The following is a 23698-nucleotide window of genomic DNA, read 5'->3' on the forward strand; positions in this document are numbered from 1 at the left end:
TTTATTTGAGGGTAAAAACCGACGACACAACACATAAAAATGACTAACTGATTGATAAAATTTATAACCCCATGATTGGTTAGGCGATTAAATGTATACAAAGACAATTTAAAAATATTAAAAATCAATAAAATAGGATTAATCATGGACGATATTAATGTTTACGGAGAAACAGGAATATTTATCATTAAAGAACAAATTTTCAGCAAAAATGGACTCCCGTCCATAGGACACTTCTCTCCTTCTGCTGTACAAATCCAGCGCTACGTCTACCAATTGCGTAAGGAACAAGAGGTTTTTTGGGAGGGACGAAAGATCGACTATACACAGCTCGGCATTTGGGAAAAATTTAAGATACTGATGGGCAACGACTTGGTCAGTAGAGACAAACAAGGGGGCAGCACGCTCTATTCACTGGAGTTCGCCGGATTTGAAACAAGAATAACACCTCTGGATGGAGCAAAAGCACCCCTCCCCGAATTTTTAGGAAAATCCTATAAGATTAACGTACCCACACCTTACATTTATGGCCAAGATCCTATCCCAGAGATGAAGCTCTATGGCAGGAAAGACGTCTCATTCATTATGAGCAACGGTGGACAATCAGCCCCTACTGCAATGGCAAAATACAACAAGACGACCAAGAATCTGATAATGATTCGTACTGAACTAGAAATGAAAAATTTGATGTTATCCTTGAGCAGCGCCAAGGAGCTAAAAAAATGAAGAAAACGATGCTGTTCATTAGTCTGATAGTCATTTATGGTTTTATTGGTTATTTTCTGCACCTCCCCATGGCAAAGCTCTACTTTGCCGGGAAAACATTGTTTGTTTCTGACGTTGCAGCAACGGTCGTTACCCAGTTTAAGGCCGCCGGGATTTTCATTTTGTGCGGTGTCATCATCCTGACGCAGATCGTACTGACAAAAAAATCAAAATCCGTTAGACGATATGCCGTTATCTATAGCACTTGGGTGGGTATCCACTTCGTCTACCTTCTCGTCATCTTGATACTTAAGAGCAAGTTCCTGGAACCTCTCAACAAAATCCCGATGGATGCAATTGCTGTTGAACAGTTTAACCTTGCTGGCCCAGCGCTTATTTCTCTGGTTTTAACCTGTTCGTCGCTATGGCTCGTCAACAAGTCAGGACAATCAGCACGCAATGTCTAAACAACCGAGAATCCTGAATAGTCTACTCAACTGTTACAAAAAGACCTTCACCTACTCAGGTCGCGAAAGCCGTGGGCCTTATTCAATGCTGCTTTTGTGCCAGCACGTTTGGTTTCTGCTTTATCTCGCTGTTATCGCCAGCAAGATGAATGAGATTTCCATTTTCGCGCTTGCAGCGTTTTTGCTGCCTATGCTAGCGGCCAATGTGCGCCGTTTGCACGATGCGGGTTACTCCGGTGGTTGGTGCCTGACCTGGTTCTGCTTCACACCCTATGTGATGCTGATCTTCGCGCTGTTCCTTCCCGCAAAGAACCTCAACAACCCTTACGACGATCGCCCAAACCTGGCGTAAGCCCCCTCAACGGCCTGCTTCGGCGAGCCCTGTCAGGCGCCGCGATATTCTCTTTTCCCGCTTATTCGTATTTACTCAACAAGTCATATAAAAATTTGATGGGCGGCAATTCTTTTAATGCTGTATTTATATTTAGAGGGCAATGAAGAGCGTAAACTCACATCGTTAATGCGATATATCCCATCAAGGAGATGACCGTTATGGATTATCCTCGATACACCTCAACACGCGGCGAGGCGGGTCTCATCATCGCCGTCCCTTAGCGGCAGCGGGTTTGGCCGGCAAAGGCGCCCCATCGTTTTACGCCATAAAAATAGATGTTCTGCACCTGCGCGATATTCGCCTGGGCGCCTGAGGTTCGCCCTTCGTTAATGTTTCACGGCGCGCATTGCGCTTTTGGTTTTTATTTTTCAGCCGACGGGAAAGCTCATGGAAAATTACGCTTCACTCAGGAAAATAACCGCTACCTGGAGGTCAACATGCAACATATTATCGGCATTTCTTCTCGTCGGCTGAGGATATCGGCCCTTGCGCTGCTGCTCCCGGCGATGTCATGGGCGGCCGATACGGCGTCTGTCGCCGTAGGGCCGCAGTATGACACCACCCATGTCTACGTCGAACGCGGCAAGATGGATGCCTTTGTCGACAGCATCCTGAAAACCTTCGGCGGCACCAGCACCGAACGCGTGCTGGTCAACGTCACGCCCACGCCCAGCGAAACCTACTCCCAGCTGATACTGACGCCGGCCGGCAGCTTCTCGGTGTTCGATTTCAAAACGCCGATCCCGCATCCGTTTGGCGCTGAGCGCAACGGTTTTCTGGTCAGGGATATGGACGCCGCCATTCGGCAAGCCAAGGCCGCCGGCGCCGATGTGCAGGTCGAACCCTTCGACGATCCGATTGGCCGCGACGCAGTGATCCAGTGGCCCGGCGGCGTCAACATGCAGCTTTATTGGCACACCAAAGCGCCCAACTACAAGCCGCTGCTGAGCGTGCCGGAAAACCGCCTGTACCTCTCCGCCTATCGCGTCGACGACTTCCTGAACAGCTATCGGGCATTCTCGCACGCCAAGGTGGCGAGCGACGCGCAAGTCAGCGATGCGGCGATCGGCCGTAACGGCAACGGCAAGATCCGCCAGATCGAACTGGACTCCCGCTTCGGCAAAACGCGCATTTTCGTCACCGACGGACATCTGCCTTATCCGTTCGGCCATGAGCGCACCGGCTATGGCGTCGACGATCTGTCGGCCACGCTGGCCAAAGCGACGGCCAGCGGCGCGCAGGTGCTGTGGCGTTCGACGGCGGCGGAACGCCGCGCCTCGGCGCTGGTGAGCTTCCCCGGCGGCTATATCGCCGAAATTCACCAGACGGCTAAATAAACCCAAGGCGCGCTGCGGCGCGCTTTTTCTTCGGATATCCATGATGAAACGCACGCTACCCGCACTGTTGCTGTTCTCCACGCTCCCCGCGCTGGCGGCGGAGCCCGCCGCTTCCCCCTGGAAAAACATCCCGTTGGGCGATGCGGCCACGTTGTCTTTCGACGGTTCACTGCGCGAGCGCTATGAATGGACGGATCAGCGGGATCTGAACGGCGGACGCGACGACACCTTCATGCAGCGCTTGCTGGTTGGCGCGCGCCTCGACTACGGCGACTATGTCGGCGCCTATGTGCAGGTGGGATCGTCGCTGGCCACGCCGCGCGACCGCGGGCGCAAGCCGACCGACGAAGATCATGCCTACCTCGGCCAGGGCTATGTGGATATGAAACTGCCCACCGCCTACGGCCTCGGCACCCTGCGGATCGGCCGCCAGGAGATTGCGCTGGGCTCGCTGCACCTGCTGGGCACCCGCGACGGCCCCAACGTGCGCCGCTCCTTCGACGCTATCCGCGCCAGTTGGGTCAAGGACAAAAACCGCCTCGACGCCTTTATCGGCCACCCCATTACGCTCAAAACCGGCAGTTTCGACGACGATACCGACAACAGCCAAAAGGTATGGGGGCTGTACGGCACCACACCGCTGACGCCGCTGGCTTCCTCGCTCGATCTTTATACCTTCGGCTTTGAAGATAACGACGCCCACTACGCGCAGCTCAGCGGGCAAGAGCGGCGCTACACCGTCGGCGCGCGCATTTTCGGCGCGGCGCAGGGCTTCGACTGGGACAATGAGGCCGCCTGGCAGTTCGGCAGCGCGGAACAGCGCGACATCCGCGCCTGGTCGGCGTCGGCGCACGCCGGCTATACGGCGAACGGCTGGCGCTGGCGGCCGCGCTTCGGCGGCAAGATTGGCATCGCCAGCGGCGATAAAAACGGTCACGACGGACAGCTCAATACCTTTAACGCCATGTATCCCAAGCTGCCCTACCTGACCGAGAACGGGCTGGTGGCGCCGGCGAACCTGATCGCCATCCATCCTTCGGTCACGATCACGCCGTGGCAAACCCTGTCCATCGACTTCAGCTGGGACGCGCTATGGCGGCAACGCCGCGAGGATGCCTTCTACCTCGGCCCGATGCGCCCGGTGAAAGGCAGCGCGCAGGGCTCGCGCTTTATCGGCAACCAGTATCAGGTCGAAACAACCTGGACACCGCGCAGCGATCTTCAGTTCAAGGTGGCCTATGTTTACTTCGACGTCAGCAACAGCCTGCAGCACCATGCCGGGCTGAAAAGCATGAACTTCGTCCTGGCGCAGGGCACCTACAGTTTTTAAGCATCAGGCAAGTTAATCGGTGTACGCGGGCGCCCTCAATAATCCCGTATCCGATTAATGACGACAGCCGGCGTGCGGCCGCCTCTATGCGTTACGGCAATGGCGGCTACTCACCGCATTTCACAGATAAAAAGCTGGAAAAGCAGAAAGATAAATCAGCGACGCAAACGCCGCGCGCCGATTACAGAGAAATATTAAATAAAGATTTAATTCCAACGAGTTATTTAAACACGTCTTTTACTCATATCTTATGTAAAAGATTCATATAAGAATAACTCATTAATAAAATAATTGTGTTTATACTGCTTTAACTCAATCACAGTGCACAATTAATTCCTCACCGTGATTAATGATAAGGATATATTCCGCTTGAACGCAATATTCAAGCCAGACCAAGGAGGCAAGCCAATGATATCACTTTAACTACCCCTGATTTTCAAACCTGTGTACGAGCATATAGAGCGTTAGGTGCAATATTGTCAACGTCCAAAGGAGTTTGATATGTCATTAGCGACCGATAAAATTTCCGATTATTTAACCCATTATGAAAGAGGCGATCACGCGGGGAACAGTAAACCGTCATATACCACGCAAGAGGTTTCAGATCTGCTGCTGAGGAGCCATTATTCCGCCAATGGCAAAGGCGTGACCGACCATGCGGCTACCTTGACCTACTCTTTCCCCGTCTATACGGGCAGCGACAAGACGGGCGCCGCGCAGCTTACCGCCGCCCAGCAAGCCCAAACCAAGCTTTCATTGCAATCCTGGTCGGATGTGGCCAACATCACGTTCACCGAGGTTAAAGGCAACGACGCGAAAAATGCAGATATAAAGTTTGGTTTTTATAAGGCGGCCAGCGGGGGCAATTACACCTCGTATGAAAGTACGCAGAGCAATCTAAAAAGCACCATTTGGATCAGCGGCAATAACGGCTACGACGCCTCCAATCCGCAAACCAATAATTACGCCAGGGATACACTCACCCATGAAATAGGGCATGCGTTGGGGCTTTCTCATCCCGGCAATTATGATGCGTCAAATGCCACCTACCCCACCTACGCCAACTCGGCGAAGTATTATGAAGACGACCATCAATATTCTTTGATGAGCTATTTTAACGAACAATACACCAGCGCTGACTATAAAGGCGTTTGGCCATCGGGGCCGCAGCTGGATGATATTACCGCCATACAGAAGCTTTACGGCGCGAATACCACCACGCGCACCGGCGATACCACCTATGGTTTCAACTCGAATACGGACAGAGACTTTTTGAGCGTTAAGGCGTCCACGGACAAAATCGTGGCGGCTATCTGGGATGCCGGCGGCAATGACACGCTGGATTTTTCAGGCTACAGCCAGGATCAGCGCATCAACATTAACGAAGGCGCATTCTCTGATGTAGGCGGCTTGAAGGCGAATATCGCCATCGCCTACGGCGCGCAGATTGAAAATATCATCGGCGGCAGCGGCGCCGACATTCTTGTGGGCAACGCGCTGAACAATACGTTAAAAGGCGGTGCAGGCAACGACATCATTTACGGTGCCGGCGGCGCCGATCAGCTCTGGGGCAATGCAGGCGCGGACACCTTCGTCTTCCGCGAAGCCGGCGACAGCCAAGCCGCCGCGCCGGATTGGATCCGCGATTTCCAGACGGCGGTGGATAAAATCGACCTGTCGTGGCTCAACCAGACGGCTAAGGCCGAAGGGAGCGAATTGCACTTCGTGGATAGTTTAAGCGGCTCGTTGTATGAAGCGGCGCTGAATTATGACGCGCAGCAGAATGTCACCGATCTGGCCATCAATCTCTCCGGCAATCAATTGCCTGATTTCCTTGTCAAAATCGTTGGGCATGTCGACGCTTCCGCCGATATTCTCGTCTAGCCAAGGCAAACCCGCAGTCCGGCCTTCACGCCGGACTGTTTATCTCTCTCAGGCCTCACCCCGGCGTCTTTTTACATTGCCACAGCAATAAATCGCGCCGACGAGGTCACACCGCTTCCAGCTCCGCCGCCAGCGTGGCGACCAGCTCCGCCGCCGGCATCGGCCGCGCCAGGCCTACGCCCTGCCCGGCCCACAGCGACATAAACTCCCCGCGTCCGGCCTTGGCCGCCGCCTGGCGAATATCGCCGGTGAGCGCGTTCTGCACCGGATAAGGCAGGACCTGCGCCTCCTCCGCGCGCATCTGCCGCATGAAATCATTGACGATGCCGCGCGCCGGGCGGCCGCTGAAGGCGCGCGTCAGGCGCGTGCTGTCATCGCCGGCGTTGCGCAGCGCCGCTCGCCAGGCTTCGGCGATGCCCGACTCCGGGCTGCACAGAAACGCGGTGCCCAGCTGCGCCGCCTGCGCGCCCAGCAATTGCGCCGCCGCGATGCCGCGCCCGTTCATGATGCCGCCTGCGGCGATCGCCGGGATCTTCACCGCCGCCGCCACCTGCGGCAACAGGGCCATCAGGCCGACGCAGGACTGTTCGATGTCGCCGAGGAAGGTCGGGCGATGCCCCCCCGCCTCCGCGCCCGAGACGCAGACGAAGTCGGCGCCCGCCTCTTCCCAGGCGCGGGCTTCCGCCACCGTGGTGGCGGTGCCGATCACTCGCGAGCCGGCCTTCTTGAACTGCGTGACCGTCGCGCGCGGCAGCACGCCGAAGGTGAAGCTGACCACCGGCGGCGCAGCCTCCAGCAGGGCCGCGATCTGGTCGCGGTTGTTTTCGGCGAATTGAGTCGGCATGGGCGGTTCACTCAGCCCCAGCGCTTCGCGGAACGGCCGCAGCAGGTGCTGGGCGCGCTTGAGCTCGGCGAGATCCGGGTGCTGCTCATCGAGCAGAAACAGATTGATGTTGAACGGCGCGGCGGTCTGCGCGCGGATCTGCTGCACGCGCTCGAGGATCACCGCCGGGGAAAACAGCGCCGCCGCGCACGATCCCAGCGCCCCGGCGTTGCTCACCGCCACCGCCAGCGCCGGCGGCGACGCGCCGTTCATCGGCCCCTGAACGATCGGAAAGCGCAGCCCAAGCTCGCGGGCAAAAGCAGAAGGTGCCGTCATCAATATGTCTCCCTGTGCTGACTACATTCGTCTTACGGCGGCCGCGCCGCCGAACCGACCAAAAGCATAGCACCTTCTCACCGCCTGGCCGTGCAGTTAATGCTTCACCTGACGCCGGTCGAGCGACAGGAAGTGATGCACCACCGGTTTCTCAGGGCCGATATGGAAGCGCAGCGCCTCCTGCTGCAGATCGGCGTCGGCGTGCGATACCCGCTGGTGCTGCCGCAGATGCTCTGCCCAGGACTCCACCAGGAACCACTCCATGATGCATTCCGGATCGCCGGTGTGCTCGGTGATGCCCCAGGCGTAAGCGCCATCGCGGCGACGCGCCCGCTCCAGCATCAGCAGCGTACGCAAGAACTGCGGCCGATCCTGCTCGCGAATGCGGTACTCCACCTGAATCATCACCGGGCCGCGATCGTTCTCGACCGGCGTGTTAACCAACGGCTCCGGCCAATGGTTCGACGGCTGCAGATCGGCCTCGCCGGTCGGCAGACGCAGGCGGTGGAACAGCAGCCCCGCCGCCAACAGGCCGACGCCGCCGACCAGCAGCGTGGCGGCCACGCCCAGCTCCTGCGCCACCAGCCCCCACAACAGGCTGCCCGCCGCCATCGCGCCGTTGAACACCATCAGATAGATGGCCAGGCCGCGGCCGCGCACCCAGTTAGGCAGCACGCCCTGCGCCGCGCCGTTGAGCGTGGTCAGCGCAATGATCCAGCCGGCGCCCAGCACCAACAGCAGCACCACCGCCAGCCACTGCGGCGGCGCCAGCGACAGGGCCGCCATTACCACGGCGGTGAGCACCGCCGCCAGCAACACCAGCCCGTCGGCGTTCAGCCGCTGGCGCAGGCGCGGCAGCACAATAGCCCCAAGGATCGCCCCGGCGCCCACCGCCCCCAGCAGGACGCCGTAAAAACCGGCGCTGCCGCCCAGCATGCGGCGCGCCACCAGCGGCAGCAGCGCCCAAACCGAGCTGGAGAAGGCGAAGAACACCGCCGCCCGCAGCAACACCACATGCAGCTCGCGGCTGGAACGGGCATAGCGCAGCCCGGCGCGGAAGGCGCCGAAGAAGTGTTCCGACAGGCCGCTGTCCTCAACCTTCGGCCGCTTCCACCACAGCAGCGCCGCGATCACCAGCACATAGCTCATCACGTCCGCGCCGTAGGCCGCGCCGGCGCCGAAGCTGGCCAGCAGCAAACCGCCGGCCGCCGGGCCGATGGAGCGGGCGATGTTGATGCCCAACGAGTTCAGCGCCACGGCGTTTTTCAGCTCGGCGCGCGGCACCAGCTCCGGCACGATCGCCTGCCAGGTCGGCCCCATCAGCGCCGCGCCGATGCCGCCGACGAAGGTCAGCGCCAGCAGGTATTCCACCGTCAGCGCGCCGGTCTGTGACAGCAGCAACAGGCTGCCGCTGACGCAGGCCAGCAGAATTTGCACGAAGATCAGAAAGCGTCGCCGGTCGAGAATGTCCGACAGCACCCCGGCCGGGATGGCCAGCAGGAACACCGGCAGCGTGGCGGCGGTTTGCATCAGCGCCACCGCCGAAGGGTTGCTCGACAGGTCGGTGATAAGCCACGAGCTGGCGACGTCGCGCATAAAACTGCCGACGTTGCCGAGCACCGTGGCGCCCCACAGCACCGCAAATAATGGAATTTTCAGCGGCGCGAAGCCGCCCGCCGTCGCCTTGTTTTCCGTCTGTTCAGCCATCCGTTCGCTCCTTCAAATCGTTAAATGCCACCAGCAACAGCGCGCCGGCCAGCCCGAGGTGTTCAAAAAATCCGTTCATCATCTGGCCGCGCTCCGCCCCGTCGAACTGCCAGAACGGATTGGCCATCAGCGTCGCCATCAGGGTAAAACCGGCCAGCGCCAACGCGCCGAGCCAGCGATAAAAACCGCTCAGGATCAGCGCCGACGCCGCCAGTTCCAGCAGCGTCACCAGCACGGCGAACAGCGCCGCCGGCTGCAGGCCGAAGTGGGTCATCTCGGCGATGGCGCCCTCAACGTTCAGCGCCTTGACCAGCCCGCCCTGAATATAGGCGGCGCAGATCGCGAGCAGCAGCACCCAGCGCACCGCAGGCGCGTGCAGCCGCTGCGCGCAGCGGGCGGCGATAACAGTCAGGTTCATCGCGCCCCCTTAAAACGGCGAATTCTGGATGAAGGCCAGCAGATCGGCGTTGAAGCGATCGGGATCGGCCTGCGCCAAACCGTGAGAGCCGCCGGCGTAAACATTCAGCTCCGCCTGTTGCATAAGCTTAGCGGCTTTCAGCGCCGAGGCGCCGATCGGCACGATCTGATCGGCGTCGCCGTGCACCAGCAGCGTCGGCTTGTCGATCGCCAGCAGGTCGGCGGTGTAATCCACTTCGGAGAACGCGCGCACACACTCGTACTGCCCTTTCACGCCGCCCTGCATGCCCATCAGCCAGAAGTGGTCGATCAGCCCCGCATTGCTCTCCACCTCGTCGCAGTGGAGGCCATAGAACGGCACCGCCAAATCTTTGAAGAACTGCGAGCGGTTGCCCGCCACGCCGCTGCGAATGCCGTCGAAGGCCGCCATCGGCGTACCCTCAGGGTTGACCGGCGTCTGCAGCATCAGCGGCGGTACGGCGCCGACCAGCACCACCTTCGCCACCCGATCGCTGCCGTGACGGCCGATGTAGCGCGCCACTTCGCCGCCGCCGGTGGAATGGCCGACCAGGATCAGATCGCGCAGATCCAGCGTTTCGATCAGCAGGGCCAGATCGTCAGCGTATTGGTTGATGTCGTTGCCGTGCCAGGTTTGCTCCGAACGGCCGTGGCCGCGGCGATCGTGGGCGATCACGCGGAACCCGCTCTGGCCGAAAAACAGCATCTGGTTGTCCCAGGCGTCGGCAGACAGCGGCCAACCGTGCGAGAACAGGATCGGCTGGCCGCGGCCCCAATCCTTATAGAAAATGCGTGCGCCATCGGGCGCGGTAAGAGTGCTCATGACGTGTTCCCCGCTCGGTATCGAATTGGATTTTGGACGGGTTAACAGTACGGCAGGCGCAAAGGCAGTGATAACGGAATAATTTTCGCATGTTCGCGAGTTTTTTTGCTGAAGAGGCCGGCGCAGCCGCCGGCTCAGGAAGACAGGGAAACGCGGCCGCTTAACGGCTGTGGTGGTGCTGCAGCCGTTCGCTGCGGTAGGCGCTCAGCAAGCACCAGCCGAGGGCGATCAGCGCCAGCGGCGCGGCGACGAAGCCGATGTTGCCCATGCCCAGATGCAGGCTCACCTGGTTGCCCAGCAGCGCGCCGCTGCCGATGCCGAAGTTGTACAGGCCGGAGAAGATCGCCATCGCCACGTCGGTGGCGTCCGGCGCCAGGCTCAAGACTCTGGCCTGCATCGACAGGCCGATCGCCATGATCGCCATGCCCCAAAAGATGCACAGCACCGTCAGATGGCTTTCGCTGCCGGCGGCCGGCAACAGCAGCAGCAGGCTCAAGGCCAGCAGCGTAATGGCGCCGATAAAGAAGCCGGAAGGAAAACGCTCGCTGTAGCGGCTGAACAGCAGGCTGCCGACGATGCCGGCGGCGCCGAACAGCAACAGCATCAGCGTGGTGAAGTTCTCCGACAGCCCGGCCACGGTCTGGATAAATGGCTCGATATAGCTGTAGGCGGTGAAGTGCGCCGTCACTACGATGATGGTCAGCATGTACAGCGCCACCAGCGCCGGGCGCTTGAACAGCAGCGGCACGCTGGCCAGCGAGCCGGAATGCTCGCTTTTCAGCACCGGCAACAGGCGCCACAGCAGCACCAGCGCCAGGGTGGCGCACACCGCGATGCCGATAAAGGTCATGCGCCAGCCGAGCAACTGCCCCACCACCCGCCCGAGCGGCAACCCGAGCACCATCGCCAGCGCGGTGCCGCCCGCCAGCAGGCTCAGCGCCTGGGCTTTCTTGCCCGGCGGCGCCACGCGGATCGCCAGCGAGGCGGTGATCGACCAGAACACCGAGTGCGCCAGCGCCACGCCGGCGCGCGAGATAACCAGCGTGGTAAAGTTCCAGGCCACGGCGGTCAGTATGTGGCTGGCGATAAACAGCATGAACACGCCGATCAACAGTTTGCGGCGCTCGATCTTGCTGGTCAGCAGCATGCACGCCAGCGAGGCGGCGGCGACGATCCAGGCGTAAATGGTAATGATCAAGCCGACCTGTTCGGTTTGCATCGAAAAGCTGGCGGCGATATCGCTCAGCAGACCGACCGGAATAAACTCGGTGGTGTTGAATATAAAGGCCGAGACGGCGAGGATGACCACGCGCAACCAGGCGGTTGAGCGGGAAACGGGAGCGTGTTCCATGGTAAAAAAATCCGGACAGGTGCGGGCAAGTCGCGATATTTTAACCAACCGGCCCGCTAAATGCGATACGCGTCACATTTTAATTGTGTGGTTTTTTTCACCGCCCATCGACACGCCCACCGACGCACGGTTGCCAAAATGCTGTGCTAATCTATTGAAGCGTACCAATTTTTCCTGCCGCTCTTCCCCGGCCGTCCACGCGCCGCGCCGAAGACCCGCGCAGTGTCCCTTTGGCATTTCCTGAGGCGAGGTCATTATGATGTCCGCGATTTATGATTGGTCCGTACTTGCCCTGCGCAATGTTTACGATCGCCGCATCCAGGGCCAGCCGGTGCTTGACAGCGCGGCCCTCTTCCCCGACGCCGAACGCTTTACCGCCCAATGGCGGCAGATCCGCGAAGAGGCGCTGACGGTCGCCCACGATCTGCACAATATCCCGCGCTTCCACGAGATCATGAGCCAGCAGGCGTCCATCTCCGCCAACGACGCGCGCGACTGGCGCATGTTCATCATGAAGGCCTATGGCCAGCCCATCCCCCGCAACCTGGCACGCTGTCCGACGCTGGCGGCGCTGATCGCCTCCTCGCCGGACGTGCTGTCCGCGTCGCTCTCCTTCCTGGCGCCCGGCAAACAGGTGCCGCCCCATCGCGGCCCGTTCCGCGGCATTCTGCGCGGCTATCTGGTGCTGGACATGCCCAAACGCGCCGACGGCGCGCCGGCGGCGGTGCTGAAGGTGGACGGCCGCGAATACCGGCTGCACGAGGGGGAGTTCATGCTGTGGGACGATACCTTCGAGCACGAGGTATGGAACGACAGCCCGCAGGTGCGCACCGTGCTGCTGCTGGATATTCGCCGCCGCGACATGCCCGGCGGGCTGCGGCTGCTCTCCAGCGCCATCATCGCGCTGGTGCGGCTGAACGTGCGCTGGATGCAGCGCCAGTTCTGACTGCGGCGCACAGGCGATTAACCGCCCTGAGAAGCCAGCCACTGGCCGGCGGTAGTGACGGCCATGCCCTGGCGCGCATTGAAGGTGTTCGCCTTATCCCAGGCCACGCCGTCGGGTCGGGCGAAAGCCAGCCGGTATTTCGCGCCGACGTCATGCGGATGATTCCGCACCTCCGCCTGCAGCCGCTCTTTGTCCAACAGGACTCTGTTGACCTCCACGCCCCAGTGCGCCTGCATAAGATCGGCAAGCTCACGGTAGGTCAGCGTGTCCCCGGCGATATAGACCACCTGGTTGCGAAACGCGGGCCGATGGAAAAAAATCGCGGCCGTCAGCCGGCCAATGTCCTCGGGAGTGGTCAGCGTCACCGCATACTGCCAGTCACCCAGCGCGCGCACGGTTTTGCGTTCCGCATCCACCACGCCAAAACCCGAGTCAAACAGGTAGCTGGTGAAAATGCCCGTGGAAACAATCACCCACTCCGTTGCGCTCTGCGCGCGCAGCAGGTGACGCACCTCGAGCTGTTCATCCCACACCGGCTGCCCGCTGCCTTTACCGACGACATCGTAGTCCACGCCGAACTGCCACGGGAAGTAGCGCGCCACGCCGGCCTGCAAAACGGCCTGGGTGATCTTTATCTGCGTGCCCGCCCCGCCGACGAAGCCGCTGCAGTTGATTACCGCATCAAAGCCACGCAGCAGCACGCTCAGCGCATCCACCCCGCTTTGCTGCAGATCGCCTTCCACCACGGCGATCCCGAGCCGCGCCAGCTCATCCCGCCGCGCCCGGAGCGGGCCGCTCACGGCGCGGGCGGCCTCCGGCCGGAGCAGTACGCTGATTTTTAAAGATGGATATAACCGAGCCTGCCGGCTCATCGCTCGCAGTACCGGCAGCCCCAGTTCGCCGGCGCCGAGTATGAGCACGGTATTGATGGATGGATTGGTGGATTTCATGCTTGCCTCCTGTCTTGACACTGCGTCATCCTGACAGCTGACAAAAACGGGTTCAATTAGGTACACGCGTGATACCGGGGAGGAATATGACGAGCGATCGGGAAGCGCTGCTGCAATTTTCGCAGGCGTTCTGTGAAGCATTGAGCAACGACGATGAAGGGCTGAAGCGCGAGATCCTCGCACATGCGGGCAACCGTTGGTCGCTGGGGGTATTGCATCTCCTGGGCACCCACGGGCCGCTGCGCCACGGCGAAATAAGCCGCCAATTAGCGGGCGTGACGCAGAGAATGCTGACGCGGACGCTGCGCCATCTCGAGCGGGATGGGTTGATATCGCGCTGCGATTATCAGGAAAAACTGCCCCGCGTGGTTTACACCATCACCGAGGCCGGGGAAGAAATGCTGCTCAACATGCTGCCGCTCTGGTCGTGGATTATCTCCTCCGCCGACGCCTTCAGGGCAGCCCGCTCGCACTACGATGGCCAAGAGCGCGACGCCGAAAAATGAACGCGGGCTTCCCTGCCCGCAGGCGGCTGTCAGCCGCCGCCCAGATACGCCTTTCTCACCTGCGGATCGTTCAACAGTTCTTCCCCGCTGCCGGTGAGGCGGATCTGGCCGTTGACCATCACATAGCCGCGATCGGACAGTTTCAACGCATGGTTGGCGTTCTGCTCCACCAGAAACAGCGTCATGCCGCTGCGGGTCAGTTCGCGCAGCACCCCGAAGATCTGCCGCACCACGATCGGCGCCAGCCCCAGGCTCGGCTCGTCCAGCAGCAACAGCTTCGGCCGGCTCATCAGCGCGCGGGCGATCGCCAGCATCTGCTGTTCGCCGCCGGACATGGTCATCGCCCGCTGGTTGCGCCGCTCTTTCAGGCGCGGAAACAGCTCGAACATGCGCGGCAAATCCTCTTCCAGGTAGCGATTGCCGACGGTGATGGTGCCCATCAGCAGGTTCTCCTCCACGCTCATGTCCGGAAAGATGCGCCGCCCCTCCGGCGCCTGCGCGATGCCGCTGCTGGCAACAAAGTGCGTGGAGCGGCGGCTGATGTCCTCGCCGCGAAACAGGATCTGCCCGCCGGCGATGCGCGGCTGACCGAAGATCGACATCAACAGCGTGGACTTGCCCGCGCCGTTGGCGCCGATCAGCGCTACCGTCTCCCCGGCGTTCACCTGCAGCGACACCTGGCGCAGCGCCTGGATCGGCCCGTAAAACACATCGACCTCGCGAAATTCCAACATCGCTTCGCTCATCCCGCCAGCTCCTCTTCGTCCGCGCCCAGGTAAGCGGCGATCACCGCCTCGTTGTGCTGAATCTCCTGCGGCGTGCCGCGGGCGATCACATCGCCGTGATCGAGCACGATCACCCGATCGGAGATCTCCATTACCATGCCCATGTCATGCTCGATCAGCAGCACCGTGATGCCGTGATCCCGGCGCAGGAAGCGGATGATGCGGCTCAGCGCGGCCGTCTCCACCGGGTTCAGCCCGGCGGCCGGTTCGTCGAGGCAGATCATCTCCGGCGCGGTGCACATGGCGCGCGCGATCTCCAGCCGCCGCTGCTGGCCGTAGGACATCTCCCCCGCCAGCCGGTTGGCGCAGTCCGCCAGATCCACCACCTCCAGCCAGTAGAAGGCGTGATCGAGCGCGGCGCTTTCCGCCCGGCGGTAGCCCGGCGTATTCAGCACCCCGGCGATCAGATTGCGGTTGCTCTGCATGTGCTGCGCCACCAGCAGGTTCTCCACCACCGACATTTCGCGGAACAGGCGGATATTCTGGAAGGTGCGCGCCAGCCCGGCGCGGTTGACCAGGTGAGTGCCGCCGAACATCTTGTAATAGAGGCGTGAACCGAGCCGCTTCGGGCGTATCCAGTCGCCGGCGCGGAACTTCTGCCCCAGCACCTGGATCACGTCGGTCGGCCGCTTGTGGGTATTGAGCAGGATCGCGCCGCCGGTGGCGCGATAGAAACCGGTCAGGCAATTGAACACCGTGGTCTTGCCGGCGCCGTTGGGGCCGATCAGGGCGGTGATGGAACCGCGCTCCACCTCCAGATTGACGTCGTTCAGCGCCTTGATGCCGCCAAAGCGCATCATCAGGTGTTCCACCCGCAAAATGGCGTCGCTCATGGCGCCACCCCCTTGCGTTCCGCAAAGCTGGCGCGGCTGATGCGCACCAGCCCGCGCGGCCGCCAGATCATCATCGCCACCATCAGCACGCCAAACAACAGCACCCGGTATTCGGCGAAGCTGCGCAGCAGCTCCGGCGCCACCGTCAGCACAAAGGCCGCCAGCACCACGCCGAGGGTGGAGCCCATGCCGCCCAGCACCACGATCGCCAGGATCAGGGCCGACTCGAAGAAGGTGAACGAAGTCGGGTTGACGAACCCCTGGTAAGTGGCGAAAAACACCCCCGCCAGCCCGGCGGTGGAGGCGCCCAGCATAAACGCCGACAGCTTCACCAGCACGTGGTTCAGCCCGAGGGAGCGGCAGGCGATCTCGTCCTCGCGCAGCGCCTCCCAGGCGCGGCCGATCGGCATGCGCGTCAGCCGGTGCTTGATGTACAGCACCAGCAGCACCACCAAAAACAGCATCGCGTAAATGAAGATGAACTTGAGGTTGGGATTGTAATCGATGCCGAGAAACTCGTGGATCGGCACCCCGCCGTCTTTAGCGCGCCGGCCGAACTCCAGGCCGAACACCGTCGGCGCCGGCACCGAAATGCCGTTCGGCCCGCCGGTGAGCGACATCCAGTTGTTCAGCACCAGCCGGATGATCTCGCCGAACCCGAGCGTGACGATGGCAAGATAGTCGCCGTGCATGCGCAGCACCGGAAAGCCCAGCAGCGCGCCCGCCAACGCCGCCATCAGCGCCCCGAGCGGCAGCATCGCCCAAAAACCGAGCCCGAGATACTGGTAGCCCAACGCCAGCCCGTAGGCGCCGATGGCGTAAAACGCCACGTACCCCAGATCGAGCAACCCCGCCAACCCGACCACAATGTTCAGCCCCAGGCCGAGCAGCACGTAGATCAGGCCGAGGATCGCCACCGTCAGCAGGTATTTGGTGGCGACGAACGGGAACAGCAGCGCGATCGCCGCCATCAGCGGCAGGAACCAGCGCAGATTGGATTTATAGCCCAGCGGACGTACGTACACGCCGTCGTTGCCGCCGTCGAAGCGCGCCAGCACCTTGCGGCCCGGCGCGGTTTGCAGGAACAGGCTCAGCAGCAGCCGCCCGGCCATCACCGCGACGATGATCCACACCAGCCGGTGCGGCTCGAAGTTAAAGCTGTAGCCGTTCAGCACGATGCCGACGATCGGCCCGAACACGATCAGGGCGATCAGCCCGGCCAAAACGGCATCCAGCAGGCTGCGTTTGACGTTCAGCCCGCCGTTGATTACGGATTGCGACATGGCGTTCTCCTTAAACCTTGGCGACCAGCGGCCGGCCGAGCAGGCCCTGCGGGCGGAAGATCAGGATCGCCACCAGCAACCCGAAGGAGAACACGTCCTTGTAATCCGAATTCACCATGCCGGCGAACTGCGCCTCCGCCACGCCGAGCAGCAGCCCACCCAGCATCGCGCCCGGCAGCGAGCCGATGCCGCCCAACACCGCGGCGGTGAAGGCCTTGATGCCGATGATAAAGCCGACGTAAAAATCGAAGGTGCCATAGTTCATGGTGATCAGCACCCCGGCCAGCCCGGCCATGGCGGCGCCAATCACGAACACCAGCGAGATCACCCGATCGGTATTGATGCCGAGAATCGAGGCCATTTTGCGATCCTGCTGAGTGGCGCGGCAGATGCGCCCCAGCCGGGTGCGCTGAATGATGTAGGTGAGGATCGCCATGCCGAGCAGCGACGCCACCAGAATGAACACCTTGGTGTAGGTGATCTGCACCACGCCGCCGTCGAATTCCAGGCGGAACACGCCGCTCAGCAGCGTCGGGATGCCCTGCTGGCGCGGCCCCTGGCTTATCTGCGCATAGTTTTGCAGGATTAACGACATGCCGATGGCGGAGATCAGCGGCGCCAGGCGGGTGGAGTTGCGCAGCGGCCTGTAGGCGATGCGCTCGATCACCCAGCCGTACACCCCGGTGATGACGATGGTGAATACCAGCGTGCCGAGGATCAGCAGCGGGAACGATTGCAGCCCGAAGAACGACAGCAGCGCCAGACCGATGGCGCACAGGTAGGCGGAGATCATGTACACCTCGCCGTGGGCGAAGTTGATCATGCCGATGATGCCGTAAACCATGGTGTAGCCGATGGCGATCAGGCCATACACCGCGCCGAGGGTCAGGCCGTTGATCAGCTGTTGCAGAAAGAATACATCCATAATGAGCAGTCTCGCCTGGTAAGGCCGCCAACGCAGTCCGACGCGGCCCAAAGGTAGTCGCGGAACGGGCGCGCCAAGGCGGCGGCCCGTCGGTCATAGGGTCACACCCTCAATGTTCGGCCGTTTACAGTTGGTGATATTTGCCCTTGTCATCCCATTGATAGACCACGTAATCCGAGACCTTCAGATCGCCCTTCTGATCCCAGGCTTTTTTACCCATCACGGTGTCAACATCGTGCGACTTCAGCCATTCGGCGGCCTTGGCGCTGTCTTTGCCGCCGGTGGCGTTGAAGGCGGCGGCGATCGCCTGGATCGAAGCGTAGGAGTAAAGGGTGTACCCTTCCGGCTCAAAGCCGCTGGCGCGGAACTTGGCGATCACCGCCTTGCCTTCCGCGATCTGGCGCGGATCGTTGCCGAAGGTCATCAGCACGCCGTTGGTGTACTGCGGCCCGCCGGCGGCGGTCACCAGCTCTTCGGTCACCACGCAGTCGCCGGAGAAGAACTTGGCGGTCACGCCCTGCTCGCGCATCTGGCGCACCAGCGGCCCGGCTTCGGGATGGCAGCCGCCGAAGTAGACCACGTCCGGCTTAACCGAAGCGATCTTGGTCACCAGGGCGTTGAAGTCTTTCTCGCCGCGCGACAGCCCCTCGTACAGCACCTCTTTAACCCCGCGCTTGTTCATCGCCGCCTTGGCGGCGTCCGCCAACCCCTGGCCGTAGGTGTCTTTATCGTGGATCACCGCGATGCGTTTGGCCTTCAGGGTATCCAGCATGTAGTTGGTGGCGATCACCCCCTGCTGATCGTCGCGCCCGCACATGCGGAACATGGTCTTCATGCCGCGCTCGGTGATCTGCGGGTTGGTGGAGCCGGGGGTAATGGCGATGATGCCGGCCTCGTCATACACCTCGGAGGCGGGCATGGTGGATGAGGAACAGAAGTGGCCGACCACCGCCGACACCTTGTCCTGATCCACCAGCCGGTTGGCGACCGCGACCGCCTGTTTCGGTTCGCAGGCGTCATCCCCCTGCACCAGTTTGATTTTTTCCCCTTTGATCCCGCCGGCGGCGTTGATGTCCGCCGCCGCCTGCGAAGCCCCGCGCCAATACTGATCGCCATAGGTGGCGTTCGGCCCGGAGAACGGCCCGGCGACGCCGATGACGATATCGGCCTGCGCGGAAAACGCCGTACCTAAACAACCGATGAGCAAAGCAGCGAGCGGACTTTTTATCAATTTCGATGACATTGTTATCTTCCTCAGCACTGTTGTAGCGAAACGCCCTGGGGCGCGGATCAGTCACTTTATGTGTAGACGGGGAAAATAATTTTCTTGAGAGCGCAGTCGCATTCCCCAAAAATGGGTAAGCAAAAATCCAGCCATTGTGACGACGAATACATATTGTTTGCTTATTCATCCTACATATCAGTTGCGGCGCGGCGTGTGGCGGCGTTAACCAGGGTCTGGCCAATACGGTTAGCGCGAGTGGAAGTATGGGTGGGAGAACGGCCCTGCACCATCGCCGTGCAAAGGCGTGTGCAAGCGGCGTCAAAACGATTGGGGATGCAAAAATCAACGCATCGCGATGGAAAATGCCGAAAAACAGCGCAAGGTGCTCATTCCCTCAGCAAACGCGCTTTTTTTGCAGTTTAGCGCTTTGACAAACCCCGGATGCCCCGCTATTATTCGCCCCGTTCCAACGATTCCTCTGTAGTTCAGTCGGTAGAACGGCGGACTGTTAATCCGTATGTCACTGGTTCGAGTCCAGTCAGAGGAGCCATATTTAGAGAAGCCCGCTTAAGGAAACTTAAGCGGGCTTTTTGCTTTAACGCTGAATGCGTCGACAGGCAGCGTTACTCCTTGGCTATCGGCGCGTCATTCTCTTCAATTTTTACCTTGCCCTGAATATCCGCAATCTTCTTCTCCAGATCCGCCACCTGCGCTTTGCTGTGCAGCAAGGTATAGGTCAGATCAAACTGCGCACTGGCGCCAGGCTGCAGCTGCTTAACGCGTTTTTGTTCGCGCTCAATAGTGACCGGGTAGGCATAGCTGGTGCCCGGCTCAATCCCCGTCACATACCCCTGTTTTAACGTATCGGTATTCTTCCACAGCGTCAGGACGGGCAGCTGGCGGGTATCGAACTGAATAGCCACCCCTTTGTCGCCCGCGTTATTGACCAGCGCCGCCAGCGTTTGATGATTCGGATCCGATAATGGCTTAATGTTAAAGACCATTTCATCGAACCCTTTGGTTGGCCCGGCATAGGTTCCCCAGGTCTTCAGCCCGGCTTTGGCATAATCGTTAAACGGGCTGATGCTGGCCATCGGCGCCAGGAAGCGGGCGCCATTTTCCAGAATCGGCGCGCCGAAATTGCTGTGATAAATAATCTGGTAGTCATGGGGATAGTCCGCCCGGTTGGTTAACACATCATGCAGGCTGAAACTGTTGCTGCCGGGCACATAGCGCAATTCGGTCAGGGTTTGCAGATCGGCTTTTTTGAATGTGCTCTCTTTGATCAGGCCACGAATACGAATTTCATACGGCGCCGTATCCGCTACCTCAACCTCAACCCGCGAGGCCGGCGTATTGCCCGCTTTGCCGTGCAACGTGTAAATTTGCCCTGCGTCGGTCACCGGATGCCCGGTCCACTCATAGCCACAACGCACCATCATCTCATTGAAACCTTCCAGCCAGCCGAGCCCATTGCGGCTTTCCAGGTTGATAAAGGCGGGGTTGACCACCTCTTTGACCGGGGAATCCCATCCCATTTTCGCGCCAAATCCTTCTGCCCGCAGGAGGTTCATGCCGCGGGTGGGGCTCAGCGTGATGGTCAGGCCATCCTCGCTGCGGATAATGACGACTTTGCTGCCTTCTTGCTTGCCGCCGTGCAACACTTTCTGCTCAATGCTGAACGTTTTATCCTTCACCTTCAGCGCCTCACTCGAAATCTTCCAGTTTCCTTTCTCCACGCCATCTTCAGCGCTGGTCAGCACCCAACTCTGCGCCGCCGCCTGCCCTGAAATCAGGGCCGAAAACACCGCCATAACCCATGTCTTTTTCATTTCCCTTCCCCTTTAGCTGAATCGATTTTTTTTCTAAACAAGGAAAATCTACTGTTAAGCAGGTTAAAGAAATGTGATGAGCTTCACCGGGTGAGTATTTGAAGAAATAGCGCGATAAAAATACGAATTTCATCGCAGTTTTAATGAAAGACGTTGAGTTTTTGCACATGAAACGAGCTATTTATCAACATAATTTGTATCGTTTCAGCTAAAGAGCAAGGAGACAGTTACGGGCAAGCAAGACATCGCGAAGGGAGTGCGGGTGGCTTGTTTAACGCTATCCGGCCCAAACGAAAGCGCTCAGACAGCCTGCCCGTCTTGAGCCTCGTTGCTTTCACGGCCGCCTGCTTGTGTCAAAGGAGCCCTGGTGCACAAAGCCCGCACCGGGGAATCTGAGCGGGCTTTGTGCCTTTCTGCCGTTAGCGCTTACAGCACAAACTCGTAGTGAGAGCCGTCCGGCAGTTCAATGTCCAGGCGCAGTTTGCCGCCGGCCGCCTCAACATAGCGTTTAAGCGAAGACAGTTTCAGATCGCGGCCCGGTTTTTCCATCACGGCAACGGTCGGCTGCCTGATCCCCAGCGCCTGCGCCATTTCAACCTGCGTTTTCTGTACTTTTTCACGCAGCTCGGCAAGGTGAATGTTCAGCATGATGTCCGCCGCCAGCGCCTGCGCTTTGGCCACGACCTCGGGCTTTTCATCCGCAATAAGCTGTTCCAACGTTCTGCCCATCGCGTCACTCCTTCTCGTTTAATGTGTTCAGCCAGTTCGTGAATTCCCGATCGGCAACCTGGATCATCCGATCGTAAAAACGCTTTTCATTACCGGCTTTATTGCCCGCGCAAAGCACAATGCCAATACGGTACGGATCGAAAGCGAAGAATGCCCGCAACGGTTCGCCTCGGCACTGAATGCGCAACTCTTTCATATTGCTGTAACGTGAGCCTTTAACCGTATCGGCATAGGGTCTGGGCAGCCCCGGCCCCTTTTCCCGCAGGACCATCAATGCGGCAAGTACGCCGGCCCGATCGGCATCGCTGAGCGATCTGAACCAATGATCAAATGCATCCGTTGTTTTAATTTCCCACACGGGACCTCCCTAAAATATAGATCAGTAACTATATAGATGTAAAGCTATAGCAGAGAGGCGCTGGGATAGCATGCAAAGGCATGCGTGGTGACTGCAAGGCTGAACGTACATCCACGTATTTTGCAAACGCAGTGCGAGGCATTCACCTTTTTACGCACGGTATCGAACAATCGTTCAGAGGCACGGGGCGCTTCCCCGCCGCCCCTTTATGAACCCTGTCACAAAAAGCGCATAACGTTTTAGGCGTTCTGCGCAGCGGGCGATGAGCGACAAACTTGTTAACGCCACGTTACATCGGGTTAGGCAACATTGTTAACGCCGATTGATGCGTCAAACGCATCGCACCATGAGTTTATTGCGCTTATTTACTTTATTTTCCTGAGCGAGTCTTCAGCAACAGGCGCGGCGTCAAGCGCCAATAACAAACTGGAGATAAAGATGCATTCCTCTACCTCACCCATGACCACCCGGGCCAGAACCGGCGCGATACTGCGCGTCACCTCCGGCAACTTTTTAGAGCAGTTCGATTTTTTCCTGTTCGGCTTTTACGCTACCTACATCGCACACACCTTTTTCCCGGCCAGCAGCGAGTTCGCCTCGCTGATGATGACCTTCGCGGTATTCGGCGCAGGTTTTCTGATGCGCCCGATCGGCGCCATCGTGCTGGGCGCTTACATCGATAAAGTCGGCCGCCGCAAAGGGTTGATCGTGACCCTGTCGATCATGGCCGCGGGCACCTTCCTGATCGTGCTGATCCCCTCTTACCAAAGCATCGGGCTTTGGGCGCCGCTGCTGGTGCTGTGCGGGCGTCTGTTGCAAGGCTTCTCGGCGGGCGCGGAGCTGGGCGGCGTGTCCGTCTATCTGGCTGAAATCGCCACGCCGGGCCGTAAAGGCTTCTACACCAGCTGGCAGTCCGGCAGCCAGCAGGTGGCTATCATGGTGGCGGCGGCCATGGGCTTCGCGCTCAATGCGGCGCTGGAAGAAAGCGCCATTCGCGAATGGGGCTGGCGCCTGCCTTTCCTGTTCGGCTGCCTGATCGTTCCCTTTATCTTCTTCCTGCGCCGCAAGCTGGAAGAGACGCAGGAATTTACCGCTCGCCGTCACCACCTGGCGATGCGCGACGTGTTTAAAACCCTGCTGAAAAACTGGCCGGTGGTGATCGCCGGCATGCTGATGGTCGCCATGACCACCACCGCGTTTTACCTGATCACCGTCTATGCGCCGACCTTCGGCAAAAAGGTGCTGCTGCTCAGCGCTTCCGACAGCTTGCTGGTCACCCTGCTGGTGGCGATCTCCAACTTCATCTGGCTGCCCATCGGCGGCGCGCTGTCGGACCGTTTCGGCCGCAAACCGGTGCTGGTCGCCATGACGTTGCTGACGTTGGCCACCGCCTACCCGGCGCTGAGCCTGCTCGCCGCCGCGCCCAGCTTCAGCATGATGCTGGCCGTGCTGCTGTGGCTGTCCTTCATTTACGGCCTCTACAACGGCGCCATGATCCCGGCCTTGACGGAGATCATGCCAACGGAAGTGCGGGTGGCCGGGTTCTCGCTGGCCTACAGCCTGGCGACGGCGGTGTTCGGCGGCTTTACGCCGGTAGTCTCCACCGCGTTGATCGAATACACCGGCGACAAGGCTTCACCGGGCTACTGGATGAGCTTCGCCGCGCTGTGCGCCCTGCTGGCGACGCTGTATATGTATCGCCGCATCGCCATGCCGCTGCAAACCGCGCGCTAA

General features: G+C 60.0%; 23 protein-coding genes and 1 tRNA gene. 10 read left to right on the forward strand and 14 right to left on the reverse strand.

What is annotated here, in order from left to right:
- The first annotated feature begins 144 nt into the window (after positions 1 to 144).
- The 6 genes from ACORQT_RS16320 to ACORQT_RS16345 all read left to right on the forward strand — a co-directional run bounded on the left by ACORQT_RS16320 (position 145) and on the right by ACORQT_RS16345 (position 6117).
- Complete coding sequence (locus ACORQT_RS16320; protein ID WP_055312014.1) at positions 145 to 726, forward strand: hypothetical protein; 582 nt, start codon at positions 145 to 147, stop codon at positions 724 to 726.
- Positions 723 to 1172: a hypothetical protein gene (locus tag ACORQT_RS16325; protein WP_089192004.1), complete on the forward strand. Its 450-nt coding sequence runs from the start codon at positions 723 to 725 to the stop codon at positions 1170 to 1172. Before ACORQT_RS16320 ends, ACORQT_RS16325 begins: the two co-directional genes overlap by 4 nt.
- On the forward strand, positions 1165 to 1524 hold the full coding sequence (locus tag ACORQT_RS16330) for a DUF805 domain-containing protein (RefSeq protein ID WP_046896410.1): 360 nt from the start codon (positions 1165 to 1167) through the stop codon (positions 1522 to 1524). Before ACORQT_RS16325 ends, ACORQT_RS16330 begins: the two co-directional genes overlap by 8 nt.
- 479 nt (positions 1525 to 2003) lie before the next feature.
- Positions 2004 to 2903, forward strand: a complete 900-nt coding sequence (locus ACORQT_RS16335; protein WP_033651863.1) for a VOC family protein — start codon at positions 2004 to 2006, stop codon at positions 2901 to 2903.
- A gap of 40 nt (positions 2904 to 2943) precedes the next feature.
- Positions 2944 to 4233 (forward strand): alginate export family protein, encoded by a 1290-nt coding sequence (locus ACORQT_RS16340; protein WP_164057596.1) that lies wholly within the window; start codon positions 2944 to 2946, stop codon positions 4231 to 4233.
- Positions 4234 to 4734: 501 nt separating this feature from the next.
- Complete coding sequence (locus tag ACORQT_RS16345) at positions 4735 to 6117, forward strand: serralysin family metalloprotease (RefSeq protein ID WP_042785007.1); 1383 nt, start codon at positions 4735 to 4737, stop codon at positions 6115 to 6117.
- 106 nt (positions 6118 to 6223) lie between these two features.
- On the opposite strand, the gene ACORQT_RS16350 is transcribed toward ACORQT_RS16345, so the two are convergent.
- From ACORQT_RS16350 to ACORQT_RS16370, 5 genes are all read right to left on the reverse strand, one after another.
- Complete coding sequence (locus ACORQT_RS16350) at positions 6224 to 7276, reverse strand: NAD(P)H-dependent flavin oxidoreductase (protein ID WP_164057597.1); 1053 nt, start codon at positions 7274 to 7276, stop codon at positions 6224 to 6226.
- A 96-nt stretch (positions 7277 to 7372) separates the two neighbouring features.
- Entirely contained in the window at positions 7373 to 8983 is a 1611-nt protein-coding gene (locus ACORQT_RS16355; RefSeq protein ID WP_164057598.1) for an MFS transporter, read from the reverse strand.
- On the reverse strand, positions 8976 to 9401 hold the full coding sequence (locus ACORQT_RS16360; RefSeq protein WP_033651867.1) for a DoxX family protein: 426 nt from the start codon (positions 9399 to 9401) through the stop codon (positions 8976 to 8978). The genes ACORQT_RS16355 and ACORQT_RS16360 overlap by 8 nt, the downstream gene beginning before the upstream one ends.
- A 9-nt stretch (positions 9402 to 9410) precedes the next feature.
- A complete protein-coding gene (locus ACORQT_RS16365; protein ID WP_089192008.1) occupies positions 9411 to 10241 on the reverse strand; it encodes an alpha/beta fold hydrolase in 831 nt (276 codons plus the stop codon).
- A gap of 160 nt (positions 10242 to 10401) precedes the next feature.
- Positions 10402 to 11592, reverse strand: a complete 1191-nt coding sequence (locus ACORQT_RS16370) for a sugar transporter (RefSeq protein ID WP_042785012.1) — start codon at positions 11590 to 11592, stop codon at positions 10402 to 10404.
- A 259-nt stretch (positions 11593 to 11851) separates the two neighbouring features.
- Between ACORQT_RS16370 and ACORQT_RS16375 the strand changes: the two genes are divergently transcribed.
- Positions 11852 to 12538, forward strand: a complete 687-nt coding sequence (locus ACORQT_RS16375; protein WP_028127723.1) for an aspartyl/asparaginyl beta-hydroxylase domain-containing protein — start codon at positions 11852 to 11854, stop codon at positions 12536 to 12538.
- Between the two features lie 17 nt (positions 12539 to 12555).
- Here ACORQT_RS16375 and ACORQT_RS16380 read toward each other — a convergent pair whose 3' ends face one another.
- Complete coding sequence (locus tag ACORQT_RS16380) at positions 12556 to 13488, reverse strand: aromatic alcohol reductase (protein ID WP_444859241.1); 933 nt, start codon at positions 13486 to 13488, stop codon at positions 12556 to 12558.
- An 86-nt stretch (positions 13489 to 13574) separates the two neighbouring features.
- On the opposite strand from ACORQT_RS16380, the gene ACORQT_RS16385 reads away from it, so the two are divergent.
- Complete coding sequence (locus ACORQT_RS16385) at positions 13575 to 13994, forward strand: winged helix-turn-helix transcriptional regulator (protein ID WP_444859242.1); 420 nt, start codon at positions 13575 to 13577, stop codon at positions 13992 to 13994.
- Positions 13995 to 14023: 29 nt separating this feature from the next.
- On the opposite strand, the gene ACORQT_RS16390 is transcribed toward ACORQT_RS16385, so the two are convergent.
- From ACORQT_RS16390 to ACORQT_RS16410, 5 genes are all read right to left on the reverse strand, one after another.
- Positions 14024 to 14740, reverse strand: coding sequence for an ABC transporter ATP-binding protein (locus ACORQT_RS16390; protein WP_033651872.1), 717 nt, complete (start codon positions 14738 to 14740; stop codon positions 14024 to 14026).
- Positions 14737 to 15612, reverse strand: a complete 876-nt coding sequence (locus ACORQT_RS16395; protein WP_033651873.1) for an ABC transporter ATP-binding protein — start codon at positions 15610 to 15612, stop codon at positions 14737 to 14739. The genes ACORQT_RS16390 and ACORQT_RS16395 overlap by 4 nt, the downstream gene beginning before the upstream one ends.
- Positions 15609 to 16895 (reverse strand): high-affinity branched-chain amino acid ABC transporter permease LivM, encoded by a 1287-nt coding sequence (gene livM, locus ACORQT_RS16400; RefSeq protein ID WP_033643751.1) that lies wholly within the window; start codon positions 16893 to 16895, stop codon positions 15609 to 15611. The genes ACORQT_RS16395 and livM overlap by 4 nt, the downstream gene beginning before the upstream one ends.
- A gap of 10 nt (positions 16896 to 16905) precedes the next feature.
- Positions 16906 to 17820: an ABC transporter permease subunit gene (locus ACORQT_RS16405; RefSeq protein ID WP_033643752.1), complete on the reverse strand. Its 915-nt coding sequence runs from the start codon at positions 17818 to 17820 to the stop codon at positions 16906 to 16908.
- A gap of 124 nt (positions 17821 to 17944) precedes the next feature.
- Positions 17945 to 19063, reverse strand: a complete 1119-nt coding sequence (locus ACORQT_RS16410) for a branched-chain amino acid ABC transporter substrate-binding protein (RefSeq protein ID WP_016927040.1) — start codon at positions 19061 to 19063, stop codon at positions 17945 to 17947.
- Between the two features lie 456 nt (positions 19064 to 19519).
- On the opposite strand from ACORQT_RS16410, the gene ACORQT_RS16415 reads away from it, so the two are divergent.
- Positions 19520 to 19595 (forward strand) — tRNA-Asn (locus ACORQT_RS16415).
- A gap of 73 nt (positions 19596 to 19668) precedes the next feature.
- Here ACORQT_RS16415 and ACORQT_RS16420 read toward each other — a convergent pair.
- The 3 genes from ACORQT_RS16420 to ACORQT_RS16430 form a co-directional block, all read right to left on the reverse strand.
- Complete coding sequence (locus tag ACORQT_RS16420; RefSeq protein WP_108681456.1) at positions 19669 to 20877, reverse strand: aldose 1-epimerase family protein; 1209 nt, start codon at positions 20875 to 20877, stop codon at positions 19669 to 19671.
- Positions 20878 to 21303: 426 nt separating this feature from the next.
- The gene (locus tag ACORQT_RS16425; protein WP_016927038.1) at positions 21304 to 21606 is read right to left on the reverse strand and encodes an XRE family transcriptional regulator; all 303 of its coding nucleotides are present in this window, start codon (positions 21604 to 21606) and stop codon (positions 21304 to 21306) included.
- Positions 21607 to 21610: 4 nt separating this feature from the next.
- A complete protein-coding gene (locus tag ACORQT_RS16430; RefSeq protein WP_089194950.1) occupies positions 21611 to 21964 on the reverse strand; it encodes a type II toxin-antitoxin system RelE/ParE family toxin in 354 nt (117 codons plus the stop codon).
- 438 nt (positions 21965 to 22402) lie between these two features.
- On the opposite strand from ACORQT_RS16430, the gene ACORQT_RS16435 reads away from it, so the two are divergent.
- The gene (locus ACORQT_RS16435) at positions 22403 to 23698 is read left to right on the forward strand and encodes an MFS transporter (protein ID WP_033643756.1); all 1296 of its coding nucleotides are present in this window, start codon (positions 22403 to 22405) and stop codon (positions 23696 to 23698) included.

The organism is Serratia sp. (in: enterobacteria), from assembly GCF_052400455.1.
GTDB classification, from domain to species: domain Bacteria; phylum Pseudomonadota; class Gammaproteobacteria; order Enterobacterales; family Enterobacteriaceae; genus Serratia; species Serratia ureilytica.